This window comes from Streptomyces sp. NBC_00322 (assembly GCF_036147535.1).
GTDB lineage: Bacteria > Actinomycetota > Actinomycetes > Streptomycetales > Streptomycetaceae > Streptomyces.
This window is the reverse complement of record NZ_CP108019.1, coordinates 7240533-7264249: the sequence shown is the minus strand read 5'-3', so window position 1 is coordinate 7264249 and position 23717 is coordinate 7240533. Positions and strand designations below refer to the sequence as shown.

The window sequence follows — 23717 nt, the reverse complement described above, 5'->3', positions numbered from 1 at the left end:
GATGAGATGAGAGGGGGCATCACGTGGGGGTGCCAGAGACTCTCCGGGTGAAGCGTGCCGTCATCTACGCACGAGTGTCTCTTGATGTTCCCGGCGAAGGACGGTCGGTCGAGCGCCAGCTCGAAGCCTGCCGACAGCTCTGTGAGCTGCGTGGCTGGGCGGTCGTAGCGGAGCGGGTCGACAACTCGATCTCCGCCTCGACCGGCAAGGAGCGACCGGCGTGGAAGTCCGTGCTGGCGATGGTCGAGGCCCGCGAAGTGGACCTGATCGTGGCGTGGCACATCGACCGCATGACGCGCTCGATGCTCGACCTGGAGGAGCTGATCCTCCTTGCTGAGAACGCTGGCGTCGGTGTCGCGACAGCCTCGGGTGACCTTGACTTGACCACCGACGTCGGCCGGATGGTGGCTCGCATCCTGGCGGCCGTCGCTCGCGCCGAGGTGGAGCGGAAGGGTGCTCGTCAGAAGCTGGCGAACGCTGCTCGTGCCGCCGAGGGAGACGTGCACTTCGGTGGCGTCCGGCCCTTCGGGTATACGAACGACCGCATCACGATCATCCCGAAGGAGGCCGACGCCATCCGCAAGGCGGCGGTCGACGTGCTCGCCGGCAAGCCACTGGCGCAGGTGGCGCGCGAGTGGAGCGACGACGGGCTCGTCTCCTCCCGGGCTGAGATCGGGTGGGAGAAGGGGAAGCGGAAGCCGAAGGCGGGCTGGTCTGCGCGGGGCGTGAAGAACGTCCTCGTGAATCCTCGGTACGCAGGCATCCGCGTCTACAACGGCGACGAGGTGGGCACCGGAGTCTGGGACAAGATCCTGGAACTGGAGAACTACCTCGCCCTGGTTCAGTTGCTCGTCGATCCGGACCGCAAGATGGGAGAGAACGCCGGGCGTAACGGGCGCAAGCCTCAGTCTCTGGTGACCGGCATCGGCGAGTGTGAGACGTGCCAGGAGACGGTACGGGCGGCCTCCAACCGCGGCGAGTTGACGTACTCGTGCCGGATGTCTCACGTACACACGAATCGGGCGTACGTCGACACCCGCGTGCATGGCGAGATGATCGACCGGCTGTCCCGGCCCGGTGTGCTGGCTCTGCTGGCACCGTCAGGGGACAACAAGGCGGAGGAGGCGAGGGCGGATGTCGAGAAGGCGCAGGTCAAGCTCGATCGGCTTGCCAAGCTCCTCGCCGCCGACCTGATGACCGACGAGCAGTTCATCACGGCCACCGCGACGGCGCGGGAGAAGATGAAGAAGGCCGAGGCGGTGCTGACCAAGGCTGGGACGGGCGCCTTGACTGTGGGGCTCGACCTGGGCACGCCGAAGGTCAAGGAGCAGTGGCTTGAACTGCCCCTGGAGCGTCAGCGGAAGCTCGTTGAGGCTCTGCTGAAGGTGACTCTGGTTCCGCGCGGACGGAAACGTCGGGAACCGAAGCCGCTGGAGGAGCAGGTCATCATCGCGGACCGTAAGCCCGAGTCTGAGGGCGAGTAGAACGCGCGAAGCCCCCCATCTCCAGACTCGGAGACGGGGGGCTTCGTCATGCGGCGAGCGCATGACGCTCGCGGTCCGGCGCGAGGAGTGTACATATGAGGCGAGCGTGCTCTGCGGTCAGTGGTGGAGGCGGTGTGCTCTGCCCTCGGCGCCTCGCGATCTCGATCGCCTCGTCGATGGTGAGGCTCACGGCACGACTCTCCCGTGCTTCTGAAAGGCGGCGTGCGTAACCGGCATGCGCTGGGCGAGGGCCTCTTCTATCTGCTCGTCCGCCATCTCGATCTCCCACGCACACCACGCACATGAAGGCGAAGGCGTTCGGCCGTCATCCCATCCCGACGACGCCTGCGTGATAGGCCATGTCGCAACGCCGAACCTGCGTCAGGTACTTGCCGGCGAGCAGGAAGGCGCTCGCACGCACCACGACGGCCTTCTGACGGGCCTCGTCCTCCTCGTAGAGGGTGACGGCGGCCTCGGCGTCGAGGATGCCAGGGAGGCGCTTAGCCACGCTGTGTCGTAGCAATCGGCGTGGTACAGGGAGTGGCTGTCGTCGATGTCGCGCTGAATGGCGCCAGAGTGGGCGCCTGCTCGGCTTCGAAGATCACTTCCCGCAGCCCGACCGGAGGCATGAGGGCTCGGCGGAGCTCGGAGAGCTTCGGGCCGTCGCCTTCGCCGATGTGGACCGGCTCGGGAGCCTCGGTGGCGAACAGGCTCGACGTCCTAGTTCAAGAGGGAGGACGGGAGCGTCGGCTTCCAGTGGATCTGGGGGTTCTCGTGCGGGGAGCCGGTGGCGACCCACATCGTCACGGTGTGCCGCGATCACCTGGAGCGCCGATGCTTCCCTGGCCCGACTGACGCTCAGGCGGGCCGCGGTCGGGTCGCGTAGAACGCGACGGCTGAGGCTGCCGCCACGTTGAGCGAGTCGATTCCGGCGGCCATAGGGATGCGTGCCCACTCATCCGCCGCTCGAAGGGCGTACGTGGAGAGCCCATGCCCCTCGGACCCGAGCATGATGGCGCACTTCTCCAAGCGGCCAGGGTCCAGCTCGTCGAGCGGCGTCGCCTTCTCATCCGGGGTCATGGCGAGGATGTTGTACCCGGCTTCGCGGACGGTATCGAGCCCGCCCGGCCAGTCTTCGAGTCGGGCGTACGGGAGGGTGAAGGTGGCACCCATTGAGACCTTGATCGCTCGCCGATAGAGGGGGTCTGCGCAGTCCGGGGACAGCAGGATGGCCTTGATCCCGAGGGCGGCGGCACTACGGAAGGCAGCCCCGAGATTGGCGTGATCGACGAATCCCTCGAAGATTGCGATCCGCTGACCTGCGGAATCTTGTAGATCCATGCTGTGGTCGTTGACCGACTCCATGACCACGACCCGGCGGGCGGTCAGCAGCAGTTCGTCGGCCGTGGGCAGGGGCTTGCGCTGCATGGAGGCGAGCGCGCCGCGGTGCACGTGGTAGCCGGTGACCCGTTCGGCGAGCTCGGGGCTCACCGCGTACACCGGTGCCGGGAGCTCGTCGATGACGTCCCGCATGACGTCGACCCACTTGGCGGAGAGCAGCATCGACCGCATCTCGTAACCGGCGTCCTTGGCGCGCCGGATGACCTTCTCGCCCTCGGCGATGAACAGGCCCTCCGCGGGTTCGCGCTTGCGCCGCAGCTCGACGTCGGTCAGACCCGTGTAGTCGCGCAGGCGCGGGTCGTCGGGGTCCTCGACAGTGATGAGATCAGCCACAGGGTGATACTGCCTTCTCCTGGGTGTGGTGCCAACGGCTGGGCGCAGGTCGGTTACTGGCGGTCACGCGGCGCGGAACGCTCATGCCTTGCGCGGGCCGACGGTGACGACGTCGCCGATGACGATGACCGCCGGCGGGCGTACGTCCTCGGCCCGGACCGTCTCGGCGACGGTCGCCAGGGTCGCGTCGACGCGGCGCTGGGACGCGGTCGTGCCCTCCTGGACCAGGGCCACCGGGGTGTCGGGGCTCTTTCCGTACGCGACGAGGGTCCGCGCGATCGCGCCGATCTTGTCCACGCCCATCAGGACGACGAGCGTGCCGCGGAGCTTGGCGAGCGACTCCCAGTCGACGAGCGAACGCTCGTCGTCGGGGGCGACATGGCCGCTGACCACCGTGAACTCATGGGCCACCCCGCGATGGGTCACCGGGATGCCGACGGCGCCGGGGACGCTGATGGAGCTGGAGATGCCGGGGACGACGGTGCACGGGATACCCGCCGCGGCGAGGGCTTCGGCCTCCTCCATGCCGCGGCCGAAGACGAAGGGGTCGCCACCCTTGAGGCGCACGACCGCCCTGCCCGCCTTCGCGTGCTCGATCAGGGCGTTGTTGATGGCCTCCTGGGCCATGTAGCGGCCGTACGGGATCTTCGCGGCGTCGATCACCTCGACGTGGGGCGGGAGTTCGTCGAGAAGGTCCCGCGGGCCGAGGCGGTCTGCGATGACGACGTCCGCCTCGGCGAGGAGCCGGCGGCCGCGGACGGTGATCAGGTCCGGGTCGCCGGGGCCGCCGCCGACGAGGGCGACGCCCGGGGTACGGGTGCGGTGGTGGGGCGCCGCGAGGGAGCCGTCGCGCAGACCCTCCACGATCGCGTCGCGCACGGCTGCCGAACGGCGCGGGTCGCGCCCCGTCAGCACGGCGACGGTCACGCCCTCGGACCGGCCGGTGGCCGGGGTCCAGGCGGTGGCGGCGCCGGCGTCGTCGGAGCGTACGCACCAGGTGCGGGTGCGCTCGGCCTCGGCGGACGCGCGCTCGTTCGCCTCTGCGTCGGAGGTCGCGATGAGGGCGTACCAGGTGTCCGCGAGGTCGCCCTCGGCGTACGGGCGCCGCTCCCAGCCGATCTCGCCGGCCGCGGCCATCGCCTCGACGGAGGGCGTCGCCTCCGGGGACACGAGGACGATGTCGGCACCGGCCGCGATGAGCGCGGGCAGGCGCCGCTGGGCGACCTGGCCACCGCCGAGGACGACGACGCGGCGCCCGGTGAGGCGAAGTCCGACGGGGTAGGCGGGATGCTCGGCTTGCTCAGCGGGCTCGGATTGCTCAGCGGGCTCTGCGTGCTCGGCCATGGCGGTCGTGGCTCCTCGTGCGGGGCGGTGCGTGTACGGGACCGCTGCGGCGGTGAAGCGGCTGGTGGGGTGGGGTGGGGGCCCTGGCGAATACCTTAAGGGGGTGGGGGGTTTCTCCCCTGCCCCGCCCCTTCCCGAACCTCGGGCGGTGCCCCAGACCCCGTAGGGGGAGGGCTACGCGGGGGCTGACGCCCCCATGGCCCCCGGCGGCAGCTTCGCGCCGCGGACCCTCGCCCCGGGAGGCGCCGACCAACCGGACGCCCTGAACGGGCAGGCGGGCCTGCCGGCCACCGGGCCGCAGCCGCCGTCGGCGCGCGGCCACCAACCAAAGGCCTCCAGCAACCGGTCGGCTGAAACGGGTGCGCGGGTGGGAATACGACCCGCCGAAGGCGGGCCCACCCACCACGGGGCCGCACCCACGACGGCGGCGAGCCACCGACCGGTCGCCCGAAAACGGGCGGCGGGCCTGTCGGCCACCGGACCGCAGCCGCCGTCGGCGCGCGGCCACCAACCAAAGGCCTCAGCAACCGGTCGCCCGAAACAGGCGGGCGGGGGGACAACAGGCCCGCCGAAGGCGGGCGCATCCCCCACCGGGTGGCAGGCGCCGATGGCATCGGCCAGCCACAGGCGTCCACTACCTGCCCGGAACGGGCGGCGGCGGGCGCATCCCCCACCGGGCCGCAGCGCCGACGTCGCGGCGGGCTACTTCTCCGTGACGCCCGCCGAGTCGAACGTCGCCACCTCGTGCATCGCCCGCGCAGCACTCTGCACCACCGGCAGCGCCAGCAGCGCCCCCGTGCCCTCCCCCAGCCGCAGGTCCAGGTCGACCAGCGGCCGCAGGCCCAGTTTGTTGAGGGCCGCCACGTGGCCCGGCTCCGCGCTGCGGTGGCCCGCGATGCACGCCGCCAGGGCCTCGGGCGCGATCGCCCGGGCGACCAGCGCGGCAGCGCCCGCCGAGACGCCGTCCAGCACCACCGGCGTACGCAGCGACGCGCCGCCGAGGATGAAGCCGACCAGCGCGGCGTGCTCCAGGCCGCCGACCGCCGACAGGACGCCGATCGGGTCGGCCGGGTCCGGCGCGTGGAGTTCGAGCGCGCGGCGCACCACGTCGACCTTGCGCGCGTGCATCTCGTCGTTGATGCCCGTACCGCGGCCGGTGATCTCGCCCGGGTCGATGCCCGTGTAGACGGCGATGAGCGCGGCCGAGACCGTCGTGTTCGCGATGCCCATCTCACCGGTGAGCAGCGCCTTGTTGCCCGCCGCCACCAGATCCCGCGCCGTCTCGATGCCGACCTCGACGGCCGAGAGGACCTCCTCGCGGCTCAGCGCGGGCCCGGTCGTGAAGTCGGCCGTGCCGGGCCGGACCTTGCGCGGCAGCAGTCCGGGCGTGGCGGGCAGGTCCCCGGCCACGCCTACGTCGATGACGCAGACCTCGGCGCCCACCTGGTTGGCGAACGCGTTGCAGACCGCGCCGCCGCCGAGGAAGTTGGCCACCATCTGGGCCGTGACCTCCTGGGGCCAGGCCGTGACGCCCTGCGCGTGCACCCCGTGGTCGCCCGCGAAGATCGCGACGGCCGCGGGCTCCGGGATCGGCGGCGGGCACATCCGCGACAGTCCGCTCAGCTGCGCGGAGATGATCTCCAGCATCCCGAGCGCGCCCGCGGGCTTGGTCATCCGCTTCTGCCGCTCCCACGCCTCGCCGAGCGCCTTCGCGTCCAGTGGACGGATGTTGGAAACGGTCTCCTGGAGGAGGTCGTGGGGCTCCTCACCGGGCAGGGCGCGACGCCCGTACGTCTCCTCGTGGACGACCCACGACAGCGGACGGCGCTTGGACCAGCCCGCCTGCATCAGCTCGGGCTCCTCGGGGAACTCGTCGACGTAACCGACACACAGGTACGCCACGACCTCCAGGTGCTCCGGCAGCCCCAGCGCGCGCACCATCTCGCGCTCGTCGAAGAAGCTGACCCAGCCGACGCCGAGGCCTTCCGCGCGGGCGGCGAGCCAGAGGTTCTCGACGGCGAGGGCGGAGGAGTACGGGGCCATCTGCGGCTGGGTGTGACGGCCCAGCGTGTGGCGGCCGCCGCGCGTCGGGTCGGCGGTGACCACGATGTTCACAGGGGTGTCGAGGATCGCCTCGATCTTCAGTTCCTTGAACTGCTTGGCTCTGCCCTTCGGCAGGGACTTCGCGTACGCCTCGCGCTGCCGCTGGGCGAGTTCGTGCATCGTCCGCCGGGTCTCGGCGGAGCGGATGACGACGAAGTCCCAGGGCTGGGAGTGGCCGACGCTGGGCGCCGTGTGGGCGGCTTCCAGGACGCGCAGCAGCACTTCGTGCGGGATGGGGTCGCTGCGGAACCCGTTACGGATGTCCCGGCGTTCACGCATGACACGCAGTACGGCTTCGCGCTCGGCGTCGTCGTATCCGGGCGCGGCCGCGCGACCGGCTGCAACCGGCTCGGGCGCGGGGACGGCGGCGGGCTCCGGCTCCGGCTCCGGTTCGGACGCGCGCTCGGGCTCGGGCTCGGGTTCTTCAGCCACGACAACCTCCTCGGGAGCCACGATCGGCACGGCCTCGGCGACAGGAACGGCGACAGGAACAGTGGCGGGCTCGACAGCCGCCTCGACGACAGGCAGGGCAGGAGGTACGGCGGCGGGCTCGACAGCCGCCTCGACAAGCGGTTCGGGGTCGCCTTCGCGCGGCGCGGGCACGAGGATCGGCTCGGCCTGAGCAGCCGGCTCCGGCACGAGCAGTGGCTCCGCCTCCGGCTCAGTGACCGCTGCCACGGTCTCGACCTCGACCTCCTCCACGGGCTCGGACGCCGGTTCGGGCTCGGCAAAATGCACCACTGCGGGGACCGGCGTCGGCGCGAGGTGGGGAGTGGTGGGCAGCGACCCGTTGACCGGGACGAACTGCCCGGCCGACGGCTGCTCGGGCTCCGCCTCCGCCTCCAACTGCGCCTGCGGCTCGGGCTCGGGCTCGGCGGCCGCGAGAGGAGCCTCGGCGACAACGGGAGGGACTGGTGCGACAGGAGCGGGCTCCGGGACGACCGCTTCTACCGACGCCGGAGGGGGCGTGTGGGACTGCGGGGGCTGAGGATCCCAGGGGGTCCCGCCCTGCGGCGGAATCTCGCCCAGCTGCGGTCCGGGCAGCACGGCAGCCGACCCCTCGCGCGGGATGTCGAGGTACTCCGGCCCGGCCGTGGGCGGCCCGGGGTTGGCGACCGCCATCGCGGGCGGGCGCGCGCCCGCCGGACCGCGGTCGGCGAGCGAGCGCACCACTCCGCCCGAGGTGTCGGGCAGCGGCGGGCCCATGTGCAGCGGCCGTCGCAGGGGCGGAGGCGTCGGCATGGCCGATGTGGGCGGAATGCGTACGCCATTGAGGTCGACGGAACCGGAGTCCCGGCCCCCGGCCTCGTGAGCACCCGACTCGTGAGCGTCGAAAACAGGCGGGGCGGGTGCCACCGCCTCGACCACCAGGGCCGGTTCGGCGACAGGCTCCGACACGGGCTGCTCTTCTCTGAACTCGGGCGCAACCTGCGCGGGAGCGGCGAACTCGGCAGCCGCGTACTCCGGCGCCGCGTACTCAGGTCCGGCGGGCGGCTGCGCCCCCACGAACGCCTCGGCATGAACCTCGGACACAAGGGACTCGGCGCCATGGTGCTCGGAGACGAGATGCTCGGGAGCGGAGGTGTGAGCCGTCGGCGCGGGCGGCGGCACGGCCACCGGAGCCTGTCCCACAGATTCCATGGATCCCGCAGACCCATGACCGGCCGGCGCCTGAGCCACCGGGCCCTGCTGCACGAACTGCACGGACTGCACGGGGACGGACTGCACGGGGACGGACTGCGCGGACGGCACGGACTGCATCGCCTGGACAGGCTGCGCCGACGGCACGGACTGCATCGGCTGCGGATCGCTCCACGCCCCCTGCGCGCCCGGCATCAGCAGCAGATCGTCCTCTTCGGAGCCGTTCTCGGAGGGGTCGAGGTAGGTGTACGCGCCAGGAGCGGGGATGCCCGGCTGCTCCACCATGCCTGCGTTCTCCGGCAGCCCCTCGCCCGGGATCTGGCCGGTGTCAGTCATGCGTACCCCTCGCCCATCGCTTGTGTTCCTTCGCCCGTCGCCCGGGACGCCCGATCGCGGCACACCTGACGCCCGTCAACAAGAACGAGCGTGTGCGCCGCGCGGCACGATGCCCCCACGGTCTCCAAGCATTCTCGCGGCCGTTCGGCGCCGCGGCCATGAGATCTGCCACGGCCCGCTGTGGGCTGCGCCACGTTGCGCTTCCCCCGGTTCTGACGTACCACATATCGGAACCAAAGCGGCCCCATTTTCCGGACATTGACGAACGAAGCGACGAACGTCCGGGTGCGGTACAACGATCGGCCAGCCTACCGCGCGCCGTCCGGCGGCAAGGTCATGGGGCGCTCTCCACCCGTCGGCCGGAGAGCAGGAAGACGACCGAACGCTCCCGCTCCGCCCATGCCGTCGTGTCCATGTCGACGCACTGCAGCAGCGCGCACTCCACCTCGTAACCGCCGGCCCCGAGGGCCGCACCGATCGCCTCCGCCTCGTCGCGGGTCGAGGCATGCGTGACGATGCGCTGCGGCCGCCGGTCGGCGCACGCGGTCACCACCGGCACTCCCCCGCCCCCGATCCGTACGACATCGGGCTCCGGCAGCCGCTCCAGCACATGCGGCGCGCGCCCCTGGACGACCTGGAGCTGGGCGCCCGCGTGCCGGGCCGTGGCCTCGGTGCGGGCGCAGGCGTCCGCGTCCGCGTCGACGGCGATGACCGCGGCGCCGAAGCGGGCCGCCTCCGCCGCGAGTGCGCCGCTGCCCGAGCCGATGTCCCAGACGAGGTCGCCGATGCGCGGCCCGAGGCGGGCCAGTTGGGCGGCGCGCAGCTGCACCGACTCGCCCTCGCCGAGACCTTCTCCGTACGAGTGTCCGTACGCCTGTGAAGGCAGCGCCCAGCCCCGTACCGCCGACGGGTAGCCGGGATCGTGCCCCGCGATCCAGCCTCCGCCCTGGACGGCCGCGGTCCCCGCTCCCCCGATGACGATGACGACGTTGGGGTCGCGCCAGGCGTGGTCGGCGGCCTTGTCGGAGGTCAGGACGGTGACCTGCTCGCGGTCGGTGCCCAGTTCCTCGCAGATGACGAAGGTGCGGTGCACGCCTTCGAGCAGCAGGGCGAGCTCGGCGGGCCCGGCGCCCGGGGAGGTGAGGACGGCGACCTTGGAGTGCGCCCGGCACACGTTGACGGCGCGGCGCAGCGTACGGCGGTGTGCGACGACGATCTGGGCGTCGTCCCAGGGCATCCCGGCCCGGGCGAAGGCCGTGGCGACGGACGAGACGGCGGGCACGACCTCGACCTCCAGGCCGTGCTCCGGCGCGCGCAGGGTGCGTACGACGCCGAAGAAGCCCGGGTCGCCGTCGGCGAGGACGACGGCGCTGCCGCGGTGCCCGGCGATTCGCCGGGCGGCGAGGCCGACGCTGCCGAGCCGGATGCGCTCGGCACCCGCCGGTACCTCGGGCAGCGCCAGATGGTGCGCGGCTCCGGCCACCAGCGTGGCGGCGGAGAGGGCGGACCTGGCCGCTGCGGTGAGGGGCGAACCGTCCCAGCCGATCACCGTGACGCGGTCGGCCATCGTCGTCAGTCTCCTGGTGTCGTCGCAGGTCGGGGCAGCCCGCAGGTGCGGGCATGGCGAGAGTACCTGGAGCGGGCGGCGGTCGGTCGTGGCCGGGTGGCGTCAGTTCCAGTCGGTGAAGGAGGCGTAGCCCGCGTCCGCCATCTGGCCCGAGACGCCCTCGATGTCCTCGGGGAGCAGGCTCCAGACGATCAGATCGGTGCGGATGTCGGCCCAGCCGCCGTCCTCGGTCTGGGTGCGCGCTATCCATGCGTTGCGCAGCACGCCCTCGCTGATGCAGCCGATCTTCTGCGCCACCTGCTGGGAGGCGGTGTTGTCGGCGGCGGTGCGCAGTTCCAGTCGCTCGAACTTCTGGACGCGGAACAGCCACTGGGCGACGGCGAGCACCGATTCGGTGGCGTAACCCTCGCCGCGCGCCCAGGGGGCGGTGACGTACGCGACCTCGGTGGCGAGGGTGCGCCAGTTGGTGTTCTTGAGATGGACGATGCCGACGAGCCGCTGGGTGAGGAACTCGGTGACGGCCAGAACGATTCCGCGGCCTTCGGTGCGCTCTGCAGGAGCGATCCTGCAGATCCACTCTTCGGAGTCTGCGGCCGTGTACGGGTGCGGCACCGAGGTCCAGGCGGTGACCATCTCGTCGTTCATCATCTCGGTGTGCGCCGGGATGTCGGCTTCTTCGAAGGGGCGCAGCACCAACCGCTCCGTGCTGATGGACACGTCCGGGAAGGTGGTAGTCATGCGCAGCTCCATGCCGAAGACCGTCGAAAGGGTCGTAGCCGTAAAGGCACAGCATGCAGCATCCGGTGACGGATGCGCATGGCCGGGTGGTGAGTTGAACGAGGCCCGGCGCACCTGTGGCGGTGCGCCGGGCCTCGTTCAAGGGGCATGCGGCTAGGGCGTGTTGTAGAAGTAGCGCCGTCCGCCCGAAGCCTTACTTGGCGGCGCCGAAGGCCGGGACGACCGAGCCGGCGTACTTGTCCTCGATGAACTTCTTCACCTCGGGGGAGTTGAGGAGCCGCGCGAGCTTCTGCACGCGCGCGTCCTTCTCGTTGCCCTGCTTGACGGCGAGGAAGTTGGCGTACGGGTTGCCCTCGGCCTTCTCCAGCGCCAGGGCGTCCTTCGCGGGCTTGAGGTCGGCCTCGATGGCGTAGTTGCCGTTGATGACCGCGGCGTCGACGTCATTCAGGGCGCGGGGCAGCGTGGCGGCCTCGATCTCCTTGAACTTCAGGCCCTTGCTGTCCTTGATGTCGGAGAGCTTGGCGCTGGTGCCCGCGCCGTCCTTGAGGGTGATCAGGCCGTTGTCGGCCAGCAGCTTGAGCGCGCGGCCCTCGTTGGTGGTGTCGTTCGGCACGGCCACACTCTGGCCGGACTTGATCTCCTTGAGGTCCTTGACCTTCTTGGAGTAGAGGCCGAGCGGCTCCAGGTGGACGTTGACGACCGGGACGATGTGGGTGTTGTTCTTCTTGTTGAAGTCGTCGAGGTACGGCTTGTGCTGGAAGAAGTTGGCGTCGACCTGGCCGCTCTCGGTGGCGGTGTTCGGCAGGACGTAGTCCGTGAACTCCTTGACCTCGAGGTTCAGTCCGGCCTTCTTCGCCAGGTTGTCCTTGACGTAGTTGAGGATGTCGGCGTGCGGCGTCGGGGACGCCGCGACGACCAGCGCCTTGGACTCGTCGGCCTTGGCGCCGGAGTCGGCCCTGGCGGCCGGGTCGGAGGCGGTGCCGCAGGCGGTGAGGCCGAGGGCGAGGGCCCCGAGAGCGGCGGCGGACACGGTGAGCTTGGTGTTCTTGCGCACGAAAAGTGCCTCTTTCTGGTGGAGCGGAACGACGCCCGGACAAGGAGTGCGGGCTGTGCGGGGGAAGGTCTGGTGGGTCAGGAAGCGGTACGGCCCCGGCGTGCCAGGAGTCGTACGACTCCGTCGCCGATGAGCTGTACGACGGTGACGACGGCGATCAGGACGACGACCGTGATCAGCATGAACTGGGTCTCGAAGCGCTGGAATCCGTAGGTGACGGCCTTGGACCCGAGCCCTTCACCGCCGACCGCGCCTGCCATCGCCGAGTAGCCGACGAGCACGATCACGGTGGTCGTGACGGCGGAGACGAGCGAGGGCAGAGCCTGCGGCAGCAGCACCTTGCGGACGATCGTCGGGATCGAGCCGCCCATCGACTGGACGGCCTCGACCAGACCGTGGTCGACCTCGCGAATCGCCGTCTCGACGAGCCGGGCGAAGAACGGAATCGCGCCGACGGCGAGCGGCACGATCATCGCGGTGGGGCCGATGAAGGTGCCGACGACCAGCGTGGTGAAGGGGATCAGCGCGATCAGCAGGATGATGAACGGCAGCGAACGGCCGATGTTCACGATCACGCCGACGACCTTGTTCACCGGGGTGTTCTGCAACAGTCCGCCCTTGTCGGTGAGGACCAGGAGCACACCGAGCGGCAGTCCGCCCGCGACGGTGACGAGGGTGGACCACAGCACCATGTAGAGGGTGTCGACGGTGCCCTGGCTCAGCAGCGGCTGCATTTCCGACCAGGTCACTTGGCGACCCCCTCGACCAGTGCGGCGGTGCTCTGCGCGGGGAGGGCGAACTGCTCGGCGGGGGCCTCGGAGTCGACGACCTCGACCTGGAGGCCCTGCTCGCGCAGGAAGCCGACCGGGACGACGTTCTCCTCGTACCGTCCGGGCAGTTCGATGCGCATCCGGCCGATCTGCTTGCCGCCGACGGTGTCCATCGCGGCGCCGAGGATCGAGATGTCGACGTTGTACGTGCGCGAGAGCTGGGAGATGACCGGCTGGGTCGCGGACTCACCGTGGAAGGTGACGTCGACTACGGTGCTTTCGGGGCCGGAGGCCTCGCCACCGACCGGGAACAGCTCCTGAGCCAGCTCGGAGCCGGGGGTCGCGAGCAGTTCGCTCACGGTGCCGGATTCGATGATCTTCCCCTTCTTCATCAGTGCTGCCGAGTCGCAGATGGTCTTGACGACGTCCATCTCGTGCGTGATGAGCAGGACGGTCAGTCCGAGCTGCCGGTTGAGGTCGCGCAGCAGCTGCAGGATCGAGCGGGTGGTCTCGGGGTCGAGGGCGCTGGTCGCCTCGTCGGAGAGCAGCACCTTGGGGTCACCGGCGAGCGCCCGGGCGATGCCGACGCGCTGCTTCTGGCCGCCGGAGAGCTGGCCGGGGTAGGCCTTCGCCTTGTCGGCGAGGCCCACCAGGTCGAGCAGTTCGAGTGCCTTGCGCGAACGCTCGGCGCCGGAGACACCGAGGATCTCCAGCGGCAGCTCGATGTTGTCCTTGACGGTGCGCGAGGACAGCAGGTTGAAGTGCTGGAAGACCATGCCGATACGGCTGCGTGCCTCGCGCAGTTCCCTGGAGGCGCGGCGGCCGCGGCCGGCGAGCGCGGTGAGGTCCTGGCCGGCCACGGTCACGGTGCCGGAGGTGGGGCGCTCGAGCAGGTTGACGCAGCGGATCAGCGAGGACTTACCGGCGCCGCTCTGGCCGATGACTCCGAAGACCTCGCCCTCACGGACATGCAGATCGACGCCGTCCAGGGCGGTGACCTCGCGGCCTCGTGACTCGTAGACCTTGGTAAGGCCCGTAGTGGTGATCACAGGGGGGTTTCCGTCACAGTCGAGTGCACGGCGAAGTGTCCGCCGGGCACGGGGCATTTCGGGTTGTGGACAGTCGGGCGCTGCACGGCTGATTCGGCTGGTGGCCGGGGGCAACGCGTGCGCGGGGCAGGCTCGGTCCGATGCGTCCTGGCGGAGCACCGGAGTCGGCTCGGCTGTCGGTCTCGCTTCGGGGCGCGAGACTCAGGCAGGGGCCCTCAGTTGGCGCACATTCGACACATACAACGAGCACCGGGCGTCGTGATCGCCTCGGTCGCAAGGGTGCGGCTGCTCGTCGTGGTCATGTCGGCAAGTAAAGCAGACAGGGGTACGAAGCGATCAAAGCTGTCCGAATAACGGACCGATTTGCTTCAGTATTCGGACAGCATACGGGCGGGCTCAGTCGGCGGCCGTGATCTCCACTCCCCCGTGCATGGCCTGCGCGGACACGGCCGAGAGGTCCCTGACGACGACATCGGCAAGCAGTTCGGAACGCTCGTGCGTTGTGGCCAAGGCCACGGTCCGCATGCCCGCCGCGCGACCCGCGGTCAGCCCCGCCGGGGCGTCCTCGAAGACGACGCAGCGCGCCGGGTCGACGCCGAGGCGGACGGCCCCGAGCAGATACGGCTCCGGGTCGGGCTTGCCGCGTGTGATGTCGTCGGCGGCGACGAGGACCTTGGGGCGGATGCCGACCTCTTCGAGCCGGGCCTCGGCCAGCCGGCGGGTCGCGGATGTGACCACGGCCCAGCGGTCGGCGGGCAGCCGGTCCAGCAGCTCGGCGGTGCCGGGCAGCAGCACGACTCCCCCGGCCACGTCCTCGACCTCGAGCTGTTCGATACGGGCCACCGCCTCGGGCACGACATCCGCGGGCAGCAGATCGGCGGCTATCTCCGCGGCGGGGCGGCCGTGCAGCTCGATGCGGGCGAAGTCCTCCGCCGTGATTCCGTATTCCCCCGCCCACCGTGTCCAGCAGCGCTGAACGGACTCCAGCGAGGAAACCAGGGTTCCGTCGTTGTCGAAGAGCAGGGCTTCGGCGGCAATCTTCATGGTCGTCGACCCTACGCGGCGGCCGGGGCCGCGCGCATCGGGCCTTTTGGCCCGTAATACGCTCGGGGCCATGCTTGACGCCCTGACGGTCGCGGTCGCCGTGACCGCGCTCGCCCTCGCCGCCTGGTGCGGCTACGCCGCCCTTCGCGACCAGCCCACCAAGGACTGGCACTTCATCGGCATGGCCGTGGTGTCGGTGCTGGCGCTGGCGCAACTGCTGGTCGGGATCGTGCAGCTGGCACGTGGCGAGGAGGCCGACGAGGGTTCGGTCATCTTCGTCGCGTATCTGATCGGGGCGTTCGCGGCCGTACCGGCGGCGGGTTTCCTCTCGCTGGCGGAGCGGACCCGCTGGGGCTCCGTGACGGTCGCGGCGGGCGCGATCGTCCTGGCCGTGCTCGAAGTGCGCCTCTACGACATCTGGAACGGCTGACCATGACCGAGACCGCGGAAAGCAAGAAGACCCGGCTGGTCCAGGGCCCCGGACTGCTGCTGGTCTGGGTGTACGGAGTGATGTCGGTGGGCGCCGTCTCGCGCTCCGTCTACCAGATCGTCACCGACTACGACTCGGCGCCGCTGGCCCACACGCTCTCCGCCGTCGCGGCCGTGGTGTACGCGTTCATCACGTACACGCTGGTACGCGGCGGGGAGCGGGCCCGCAGGGCGGCGCTGGTGTGCTGCGCCGCCGAGCTCGCGGGCGTGCTGATCGTAGGGACCTGGACGGTGGTGGAGCCTTCCGCCTTCCCCGACTCGACGGTCTGGTCGGCGTACGGCATGGGCTACATCTTCATCCCGGTACTGCTGCCGATCACCGGAATGCTCTGGCTGCGCCGCTCCCGTGCGGACGTGGCGCAGCCCACGGCCTAGACCTGGCGCTACGCGCTCGCGGCGAAGTCGCGCGCCACGGCCTCCTTCTCCAGCGTGAGCAGCGTCAGCCGCGGGCCGACCTGCTCGCTGGAGACCTGCAGATAGCCGCGGCTGCGGTACAGCCGCAGATTGCTCTCGCTGCGGTGGCCGGTGAAGAGCTGGAAGCGCTTGGCTGCGCCTTCGCCCGAAAAACGCTTCTCGATGGCGTCGAGCAGCCGGCCGCCCAGGCCGTGGCGCTGCATCCGGGGGTGCACGATCAGCTTGGCGATCCGGGCCGTTCCGCCCTCGTCGACGCTGCCGCGCACGGAGGCGACCACCTCGTCGCCGAGCTTGGCCACCAGGGCGTGCCCCTGGGCTATTTCGGCCCGCAGATCGTCCAGGGACTGGGTGAGGGGCTCGATTCCGTAGTCACCGTACAGCTCGGCCTCGCTCTGGTAGCACAGATACTGCAGCTTGAGGATCTGCTCCGCGTCCTGTGCTCTTGCCGCTGAGATGGTCACGCTCATGCCCATGTGCGCATGCCTCCCGCTCACCTGTCCGCCGGTTGTCTACCGCTCCTTTCCCCCAGGTTCAGGAGCCGCAACCTCTGCCGTCAGCATTCTGCGCAGGCATCCCAGGCAACGGGAACGCATCGGCCCCAGACTGCCTTGTGAGATTCCCAACTCCCCTGCGATTTCGCGGTAGGTCGGGTCGTCGGGCGACAGCATCGCAGTCAGCAGCCGCGGACAGTTGCCCGGCGTGCGGGCGATCGCGGCGCGCAGAGCACGGCGGCGCTCGGACCACAGTGCGGCCCGTTCCGGGCCGCCTGCCGGGTCCGCCGACGGCTCCGGACCGTAGGGCAGCTCCCGGGCCGCGGTGCGCCGGGCGCGGCGCGCTTCCGCGCGTACGGCCGACTTGACCCAGCGGGCGGCGTCCGGCGGCGGGCCGTCCCCGTCGAGACGTTCGAGCAGCCGCACCCAGACGGCCTGTTCGAGATCGCGGGCCTCCATCGCGGCGGCGGGGGCCTCGGCCGTCGCCTCGGCGCTCACGAGAGGACGAAGTTCTTCGAGAAGCGTCATGCCCGGCGGGACGTGCCGTCGCACGGCGGCGGTTGCCGTGCGACGACACAGTCACCCGTACGGGCGGCCGGGCCTCGTGTGCTGCCGGGCGCCGGTCAGCCGTTGAAGTCGGCGGCCGCCAGCAGTCCGGTGTCGGCGTTGTCGGTGAAGATGCCGTCGATGCCGGTCTCGAAGTAGATCTTGAACGCGCCGAACGCGTCGCCGTAGGCGTTCGGGTCGGTGCCGCGCCGGAAGTCGGCGGGCAGGAAGACGTTCTCGTTGCGCATCGTGTACGGGTGCAGGATCAGGCCCTCGGCGTGCGCGTCGGCCACCAGCGTCGTCGGCGTGCCCAGCTTGCCGCTCGCGTCCTTCGGGATGATCAGGTCGAGGGTGGGACCGATGCCCTGCGCGTAGGACGCGATCCACCGCAGACCCTCGGGCTTGACGAGGTCGGCGACCGTGCGCGGGTCGCCCGCCACGACGAAGTCCCACGGGCGGCTGCTCGCACCGGACAGCAGCACGACGCGCGGCGAGGACACCAGCTTCGCCAGTCGCTGGATGCTGCTTGGCTCGAACGACTGAAGGAAGACCGGCGAGTTGCGGCGGTCGCGGCCGTAGCGGCGCAGCAGCCGGGCGAGCGGCTCCTCGAGACCGAGGCCGAGCCCCCGGAAGTACGTGGGGTGCTTGGTCTCGACATGGAGCCATACGGGACGGCCGCGCCGGCGGCCCTCCTTCTCGGCCCAGCGCAGCACCTCTTCGAAGGTGGGGATCGTCCAGCGGCCGTCGTAGAGGGTGTTCTCCTGGCGGTTGGCCGGGATCCGCTCCTTGGCGCGCAGCGTCTTGAGCTCGGCGAGCGTGAAGTCCTCGGTAAACCAGCCGGTCAGGCTGACGCCGTCGACGGACTTGGTGGTCTTGCGGGAGGCGAACTCCGGGTGGGCGGCGACATCCGTGGTACCCGTGATGTCGTTCTCGTGACGGCATACGAGATGGCCGTCCTTGGTGGGCACCAGGTCCTGCTCGATGACGTGGGCGCCCAGGTCCAGGGCGAGCTGGTACGAGCCGAGAGTGTGCTCGGGCCGGTAGCCGCTGGCGCCGCGGTGACCGATGATGGTGGGGGAGGGCAGATCCCTGTACGACGAACCGTGTCCGTCATGGCTCAGTTGGCGCTCGTCGGCCCCGGCAGGTCCGGCGGTGAGGCCGCCGACGCCGAGAGCTGCCGTGCCGATTACCGCCGCGCCCAGGACGGTCCGACGTCCGGGACTTGTGTCCGCACCCTGTGTCATCGACATTCCTCCGTGTGATGTCCCGCACCTGCCAAGCGACCGCCCGATGGTAGGCAGCCGAGCCTTACCTGCGGCAGACCGTGGACGAACGCAGCGAAAACTCACGTCAACACTGCGTATCCGCTCCGTGAACCCGATGTGCGATCAGGTGCGACCCGCGAGTATGGTCCTCACCTGCACAGACTTCGCCGCCGTTACCGTCCGCCCCCACGCCACCGCTGTATGACACCGGAGGACCCGTTGTCCCGCTTGTCGCTCATCAAGGCCGTGCTAGGACCGATCCTGCGCCTGATGTTCCGCCCACGCGTGGAAGGCGCCGAGAACATCCCGGGGAGCGGACCCGTCATCCTCGCCGGCAACCATCTGACGTTCATCGACTCGATGATCCTCCCGCTGGTGTGCGCCCGTCCGGTCTACTTCATCGGCAAGGACGAGTACGTCACTGGCAAGGGCGTCAAGGGCCGGATGATGGCCTGGTTCTTCACCGGCTGCGGCATGATCCCGGTGGACCGCGACGGCGCGAACGGCGGTGTGGCCGCGCTGATGACGGGCCGTCGAGTGCTGGAGGAGGGCAAGATCTTCGGCATCTACCCGGAGGGCACCCGCTCCCCCGACGGCCGCCTGTACCGGGGGCGTACGGGCATCGCCCGGCTCACCCTGATGACCGGCGCGCCCGTCGTCCCGTTCGCGGTGATCGGCACGGACAAGCTGCAGCCGGGCGGCGCGGGTCTGCCGCGGCCGGGCCGGGTGACGATCCGGTTCGGCGAGCCGATGGAGTTCTCGCGCTACGACGGGATGGACCGCGACCGCTATGTGCTGCGGGCGGTGACGGACTCGGTGATGACGGAGGTCATGGAGCTGTCCGGCCAGGAGTACGTGGACATGTACGCGACGAAGGCGAAGGCGGCCTGACGGCCTTGCGGCTTGAGGTGGGCCGGACCCGGCGTGGGGTCCGGCCCTTCCGTCTGTGGGCGCTAGGGGGTGTCCTGGCACCCCCTAGGGGTGTTCGAGGCCGTCCTCGAGCTTCTGGCCGCGCAGCAGGAACCATGCGGCAACGGCGGTGGCGAGCAGCACCGCCGCGCCCACCCCCGTCGCGAACCGCAGGCCGTCGACGAACGCCTCCTGGGCGGCGCCAACCAGGGCCGCACCCTGGTGCTGCGGCAGTGCGGCCGCCGCATCGAAGGCCCCGCCGAGCGACTCATGAGCAGCGGATGCGGTGACGGACGGCACGCCGGCCGGGGTCGCGAAGTCACGGTAGACACCGGTGACGACGGAGCCCAGCAGTGCGATGCCGAGGGCCGCCCCGAGTTCGTACGCCGTCTCGGACACCGCGGACGCTGAGCCGGCCTGCTCCTTGGGCACGCTGGACAAAATGACGTCGGCGGTGACGGTGAAGGAGAATCCTGCGCCGACGCCGACGAAGAGCAGCGCGGCTCCGAGCAGCGGATAGCCGGTGGACTGGCTGATCATCGTCATCGCGGCCAGGGCGAGACCCACGGCGGCGAGCCCGCCGGCGACCACGGACCGTACGGAGAACCGCCGTGCGACGGTGCCCGCTATCAGGCCGGTCGCCACCGCGGCGATCGCGGCGGGCAATTCGGCAAGACCGGCCTCGAACGGCTCCCGGCCCTGGACCAGTTGCAGGAACTGGGACAGGAAGAACACCAGGCCGGAGAGCCCGAGGATGGTCAGCAGGTCGGCCAGAACCGCGCCCGAGAACCCCCGGTGGCGAAACAGCGTCATGTCGAGCAGCGGCGCCGGCAGCGTCAACTGCCTGCGGACGAAGCCGTGCAGCGCGCCGAGCCCGATGAGAGCCGCGGCACCGGCCTCCCAGGTGAGGCCGTGGGTCGCTGCCTCCTTGATGCCGTATACGACGCCGACTATGCCGACCAGGGACAGCGCGACGCTGATCAGGTCCCAGGGCCCGGACACCGGGCTCTTCGACTCCGGCAGCAGCTTGATGCCGACGAGCACCAGAACGGCCATCACGGGCAGGTTGATCAGGAAGACCGAGCCCCACCAGAAGTGCTCCAGCAGGAAGCCGCCGACGACCGGCCCGATCGCCGCGCCGGCGGAGGCCATCGCGCCCCAGATGCCGATGGCGAGGCTGCGCTCCTTGGGGTCGTGGAAGATGTTCCGGATCAGCGCGAGGGTCGACGGCATGAGGGTCGCGCCTGCCACGCCGAGGAGAGCCCTGGCGAGAATCATCATCTCGGGGGTGGTGGCGTACGCGTTGAGAACGGAGACGGCGCCGAACGCGACCGCCCCGACCAGCAGGAGCTTCTTGCGGCCGATCCGGTCACCGAGGCTGCCCATGGAGACGAGCAGACCCGCAATGACGAACGAGTAGACGTCGCCGATCCACAGCAGCTGGGTGCCGGAGGGCTTGAGGTCCTCGCTGAGGAACGGGGTGGCCAGGCCGAGGACGGTGGCGTCCACGGCCACCAGCAGGACGGCCAGCACCAGAACCGCGAGCGCGAGCCAGCGCCCGGGGCGGTACAGGGTCTCGTCCGTCCGGCTCGGGCGCTGGACGGTGCTGCTCATTTCTCCACACTCCGTCGTGCTCCGCCGAGCAGCAGCTCGGCGATCATGTACTGAAAGTCGTTCTTGGCGACGCGGCCGTCCATGACGGACCAGGCGCAGGCGCCAATGAGGCCATAGAGAGCCTCGGTCAGCCATGCGGGCGTCAGGTCGATCCGGAACTCGCCCTCTTCCTGGCCACGCTTGAAGAGCGCGGACACCCGGGCGTCGAGCCGTGCCCAGCCCTCGTGGACCTGTTCGCCCTCGAAGAGCTGGTTCTCGGTGACGAGAAACGCGAGCAGATCGGCGGCGGGCTCCATCTCGGCGATGAGCCGCCGCAGCCCGTCCCCCGCCCCACCCTCCTCCAGCCGCGCCCGGTCGAGCGCGGCCTCGAATTCCTGTATGCCGAGCGCTTCCAGGGCTTTGACCAGCGCGTCCCGCCCCGCGAAGTGCCGATGGAGGGTGGCCCGCCCGATACCGGCGGCGCGGGCGACCTCGTCCATGGTGGCGGTGGACTTGCGGGAGAGGAGGGCGGCGGCGGCGCGGAGCACCTGTTCACGATCCATGGCCATGAGACGAGAGTACACTAAATGAGACGTCATTGTCTCATGCGAGGTATGGATGTCTCATTCACGGCACCGGGTGCGGGAATGCCAAAGCCGCCCGACCGGGGCCGTGAGGCTCCCCGGTCAGGCGGCTGAAGTGAGCGCCGGCTCAGCCGACGGGCAGGCAGTCGGGCCGGAAGCCCGGGTCGGCGGGACCGGACCGCCCCAGGGCGTTCAGTACCCACTGGGCAACGACGAGATCTTTGGGGGCCTGGTCGTGCTCCGAAGTGTTGAGCGGACAGGCGTCCTGGAGCAGCACGTTGGTGACATACCGGCCAGAGCCCGAGAGATAGGAACTCGTGTACGGCACCACGACCTCGTCGTACCGAGTGGCGATCTGCGTGTAGTCGGGGCCGACCGGCGCCTCGGGGTCGGCGTTGAGCTGCGTCAGCAGCTCGGAGCCGGCCGTCTGGTCCACACAGGACGGGCAGACGGTGGCACCGGCGGCGAGCGCCAGCGGGTTCGAGGTGCCGTGGTTGGACGGCACGATGCCGACCAGGTCGTCCACCTTGGTCGCCCCGCCGAGGAACTTCACGTAGTAGCGCGGCATCATGCCGCCCTGACTGTGACCGACGAGGTCGACCTTCTTGGCACCTGTTCTGCTGCGCACGGTGTCGACGAAGTCGCGCAACTGCGCTGCCGAGTCGGGGATCGGGGCGGTGGCCGCCTCGCCGTAGTCGAACGCGAAGACGCAGTAGCCCTCCGCGGCCAGCTTCGGCGAGAGCGTGGCCCAGTTCTCCGCCATCGTCTTGAAGGTGCCGTTGACCAGAACGACGGGCTGCGGGTGCGCCGCGTCCGGCTTGCAGGACCAGTCGTTCGCGCCCGGCGGGGCGATGGCCACGTCCGCGGCCGAGGCGGTTCCGGATGCGGCGAGCCCCGCCGCACCGAGTACCGCCGCCGCGGCGGCCGAGATCAGCGGGCGGATGAGGGTGCGTAGACGCATGGCGTGGGGGCCTTTCCGTGCACCGGCCGACGCGGGTGTTCGGCAATGCCGACCGGAATACGGAATATTCGCTTCCACGTTACTGACGCGTCAAGACATGGGTCGTCGGAAAATGTCACACCGGCCAGGGCGCAGGCCCTGGCCGGTGTGACTGAGACTCGTATGCGGATGTCAGCGCTTGGCGTCCGCCCAGGCCCGCTGTACGGCCAGATCGGCCTTCAATTCGGCGAGTTGGACGGCCACCGCCGAGGGCGCCGTGCCACCGCGGCCGCTGCGTGAGGCGAGCGCGCCGGGCACATTGAGAACCTTGCGGACATCTGGCGTCAGATGCGCAGAAATCTTGGCAAACTGAGCATCCGTCAGCTGGTCGAGCTCGATACCGAGCGCCTCGCACTCCTTGACGCACTCCCCCGCCACCTCGTGCGCCACCCGGAACGGCACGCCCTGCTTGACCAGCCACTCCGCGATGTCCGTCGCGAGCGAGAAACCGGCCGGGGCCAGCTCCTCCATCCGCTCGCGGTTGACCGTCAGCGTCGCCATCATCCCGGTGAAGGCCGGGAGCAGAACCTCCAGCTGGTCGCAGGAGTCGAAGACCGGCTCCTTGTCCTCTTGGAGGTCGCGGTTGTACGCGAGCGGCAGGGCCTTCAGCGTGGCCATCAGCCCCGTCAGATTGCCGATCAGACGGCCCGACTTGCCGCGCGCCAGCTCCGCGATGTCCGGGTTCTTCTTCTGCGGCATGATCGACGACCCGGTCGAGAACGCGTCGTGCAAGGTCACGAAGGAGAACTCCTTCGTGTTCCAGATGATGATCTCCTCCGCGATCCGCGACAGATTGACACCGATCATCGCGGTGATGAAGGCGAACTCCGCCGCGAAGTCACGCGAGGCCGTGCCGTCGATGGAGTTGCCCACCGAGCCGTGTTCGAAGCCCAGGTCCGCGGCGACCGCCTCCGGGTCGAGGCCGAGCGAGGAGCCGGCGAGCGCGCCCGAGCCGTACGGGGAGACCGCGGTCCGCTCGTCCCACTGCCGCAGCCGCTCCGCGTCCCGGGACAGCGACTGGACATGCGCGAGGACGTGGTGGGCGAAGAGCACCGGCTGTGCGTGCTGAAGATGCGTACGGCCGGGCATCGCGACGTCCGGGTGCGCCTCGGCCAGACCCACCAGCGCGTCCTGGAGGTCGGCGATCAGTCCGCCGACGATGCGGGCGTGGTCCCGCAAATACATCCGGAAGAGGGTGGCCACCTGGTCGTTCCGCGACCGCCCGGCCCGCAGTTTGCCGCCGAGGTCGGGGCCGAGGCGCTCCAGCAGGCCCCGCTCGAGGGCGGTGTGCACGTCCTCGTCCGCGATCGTGCCCACGAAGGACCCGTCGGCGACATCCGCTTCGAGCTGGTCGAGCCCGGCCAGCATGCGCTGGAGCTCGTCGTCCGTGAGCAGGCCCGCCTTGTGCAGCACGCGCGCGTGCGCCCGCGAACCGGCGATGTCGTACGGCGCGAGACGCCAGTCGAAGTGGACCGACGCGGACAGCTTGGCCAGCGCCTCGGCAGGACCGTCGGCGAACCGGCCGCCCCAGAGCCGGACGTCACCGTTGTTGCTGCTCACAG

At 70.3% G+C, this 23717-nt stretch carries 21 protein-coding genes; 4 read left to right on the top strand and 17 right to left on the bottom strand.

The genetic code is table 11. From position 1 onward, the window contains the following. The first annotated feature begins 29 nt into the window (after positions 1-29). Positions 30-1484 carry a recombinase family protein gene (locus OG905_RS33180; protein ID WP_328680014.1) on the top strand — a complete coding sequence of 485 codons (1455 nt, stop codon included), beginning with the start codon at positions 30-32 and terminating at the stop codon, positions 1482-1484. A 325-nt stretch (positions 1485-1809) separates the two neighbouring features. Here the strand turns inward: OG905_RS33180 and OG905_RS33175 are convergent, their stop codons facing one another. The 10 genes from OG905_RS33175 to OG905_RS33130 form a co-directional block, all read right to left on the bottom strand. Then, on the bottom strand, positions 1810-1992 hold the full coding sequence (locus OG905_RS33175) for a hypothetical protein (protein ID WP_328680012.1): 183 nt from the start codon (positions 1990-1992) through the stop codon (positions 1810-1812). A 350-nt stretch (positions 1993-2342) separates the two neighbouring features. After that, positions 2343-3218 (bottom strand): TrmH family RNA methyltransferase, encoded by an 876-nt coding sequence (locus OG905_RS33170; RefSeq protein WP_328680011.1) that lies wholly within the window; start codon positions 3216-3218, stop codon positions 2343-2345. 81 nt (positions 3219-3299) lie between these two features. Beyond that, positions 3300-4562, bottom strand: a complete 1263-nt coding sequence (cobA, locus tag OG905_RS33165) for a uroporphyrinogen-III C-methyltransferase (RefSeq protein WP_328680009.1) — start codon at positions 4560-4562, stop codon at positions 3300-3302. 702 nt (positions 4563-5264) lie between these two features. Beyond that, positions 5265-8642: a nicotinate-nucleotide--dimethylbenzimidazole phosphoribosyltransferase gene (gene cobT, locus OG905_RS33160; protein WP_328680007.1), complete on the bottom strand. Its 3378-nt coding sequence runs from the start codon at positions 8640-8642 to the stop codon at positions 5265-5267. A gap of 334 nt (positions 8643-8976) precedes the next feature. Continuing rightward, complete coding sequence (gene cbiE / locus OG905_RS33155; RefSeq protein WP_328680005.1) at positions 8977-10209, bottom strand: precorrin-6y C5,15-methyltransferase (decarboxylating) subunit CbiE; 1233 nt, start codon at positions 10207-10209, stop codon at positions 8977-8979. Between the two features lie 102 nt (positions 10210-10311). Beyond that, complete coding sequence (locus OG905_RS33150) at positions 10312-10959, bottom strand: GNAT family N-acetyltransferase (protein WP_328680003.1); 648 nt, start codon at positions 10957-10959, stop codon at positions 10312-10314. Positions 10960-11140: 181 nt separating this feature from the next. Then, positions 11141-12001, bottom strand: coding sequence for a MetQ/NlpA family ABC transporter substrate-binding protein (locus OG905_RS33145; protein ID WP_328680000.1), 861 nt, complete (start codon positions 11999-12001; stop codon positions 11141-11143). A 77-nt stretch (positions 12002-12078) separates the two neighbouring features. After that, positions 12079-12750 carry a methionine ABC transporter permease gene (locus tag OG905_RS33140; RefSeq protein ID WP_328679998.1) on the bottom strand — a complete coding sequence of 224 codons (672 nt, stop codon included), beginning with the start codon at positions 12748-12750 and terminating at the stop codon, positions 12079-12081. Beyond that, positions 12747-13820 carry a methionine ABC transporter ATP-binding protein gene (locus OG905_RS33135; RefSeq protein WP_328679996.1) on the bottom strand — a complete coding sequence of 358 codons (1074 nt, stop codon included), beginning with the start codon at positions 13818-13820 and terminating at the stop codon, positions 12747-12749. The genes OG905_RS33140 and OG905_RS33135 overlap by 4 nt, the downstream gene beginning before the upstream one ends. 396 nt (positions 13821-14216) lie before the next feature. Then, positions 14217-14864, bottom strand: coding sequence for an HAD family hydrolase (locus OG905_RS33130; protein WP_328679994.1), 648 nt, complete (start codon positions 14862-14864; stop codon positions 14217-14219). Positions 14865-14934: 70 nt separating this feature from the next. Here OG905_RS33130 and OG905_RS33125 point away from each other — a divergent pair, with 70 nt between their 5' ends. Further along, positions 14935-15294: a hypothetical protein gene (locus OG905_RS33125; protein WP_328679992.1), complete on the top strand. Its 360-nt coding sequence runs from the start codon at positions 14935-14937 to the stop codon at positions 15292-15294. Positions 15295-15296: 2 nt separating this feature from the next. Beyond that, on the top strand, positions 15297-15728 hold the full coding sequence (locus OG905_RS33120; protein ID WP_328679990.1) for a hypothetical protein: 432 nt from the start codon (positions 15297-15299) through the stop codon (positions 15726-15728). A gap of 8 nt (positions 15729-15736) precedes the next feature. Here OG905_RS33120 and OG905_RS33115 read toward each other — a convergent pair whose 3' ends face one another. The 3 genes from OG905_RS33115 to OG905_RS33105 all read right to left on the bottom strand — a co-directional run bounded on the left by OG905_RS33115 (position 15737) and on the right by OG905_RS33105 (position 18048). Next, positions 15737-16240 carry a GNAT family N-acetyltransferase gene (locus OG905_RS33115; protein ID WP_328679989.1) on the bottom strand — a complete coding sequence of 168 codons (504 nt, stop codon included), beginning with the start codon at positions 16238-16240 and terminating at the stop codon, positions 15737-15739. A gap of 36 nt (positions 16241-16276) precedes the next feature. Next, a complete protein-coding gene (locus tag OG905_RS33110) occupies positions 16277-16786 on the bottom strand; it encodes a sigma-70 family RNA polymerase sigma factor (RefSeq protein WP_328679987.1) in 510 nt (169 codons plus the stop codon). A gap of 95 nt (positions 16787-16881) precedes the next feature. Beyond that, complete coding sequence (locus tag OG905_RS33105; protein ID WP_328679985.1) at positions 16882-18048, bottom strand: glycerophosphodiester phosphodiesterase; 1167 nt, start codon at positions 18046-18048, stop codon at positions 16882-16884. Between the two features lie 249 nt (positions 18049-18297). Between OG905_RS33105 and OG905_RS33100 the strand changes: the two genes are divergently transcribed. Next, entirely contained in the window at positions 18298-18960 is a 663-nt protein-coding gene (locus OG905_RS33100; RefSeq protein WP_328679982.1) for a lysophospholipid acyltransferase family protein, read from the top strand. An 84-nt stretch (positions 18961-19044) separates the two neighbouring features. On the opposite strand, the gene OG905_RS33095 is transcribed toward OG905_RS33100, so the two are convergent. The 4 genes from OG905_RS33095 to argH all read right to left on the bottom strand — a co-directional run bounded on the left by OG905_RS33095 (position 19045) and on the right by argH (position 23715). Beyond that, positions 19045-20592, bottom strand: a complete 1548-nt coding sequence (locus OG905_RS33095) for an MFS transporter (RefSeq protein ID WP_328679980.1) — start codon at positions 20590-20592, stop codon at positions 19045-19047. Beyond that, positions 20589-21140 carry a TetR/AcrR family transcriptional regulator gene (locus OG905_RS33090; RefSeq protein ID WP_328679979.1) on the bottom strand — a complete coding sequence of 184 codons (552 nt, stop codon included), beginning with the start codon at positions 21138-21140 and terminating at the stop codon, positions 20589-20591. The genes OG905_RS33095 and OG905_RS33090 overlap by 4 nt, the downstream gene beginning before the upstream one ends. Before the next feature lie 142 nt (positions 21141-21282). Continuing rightward, complete coding sequence (locus OG905_RS33085) at positions 21283-22116, bottom strand: alpha/beta fold hydrolase (protein WP_328679977.1); 834 nt, start codon at positions 22114-22116, stop codon at positions 21283-21285. Positions 22117-22287: 171 nt separating this feature from the next. Beyond that, entirely contained in the window at positions 22288-23715 is a 1428-nt protein-coding gene (gene argH / locus OG905_RS33080) for an argininosuccinate lyase (RefSeq protein ID WP_328679975.1), read from the bottom strand. Positions 23716-23717: the final 2 nt, after the last annotated feature.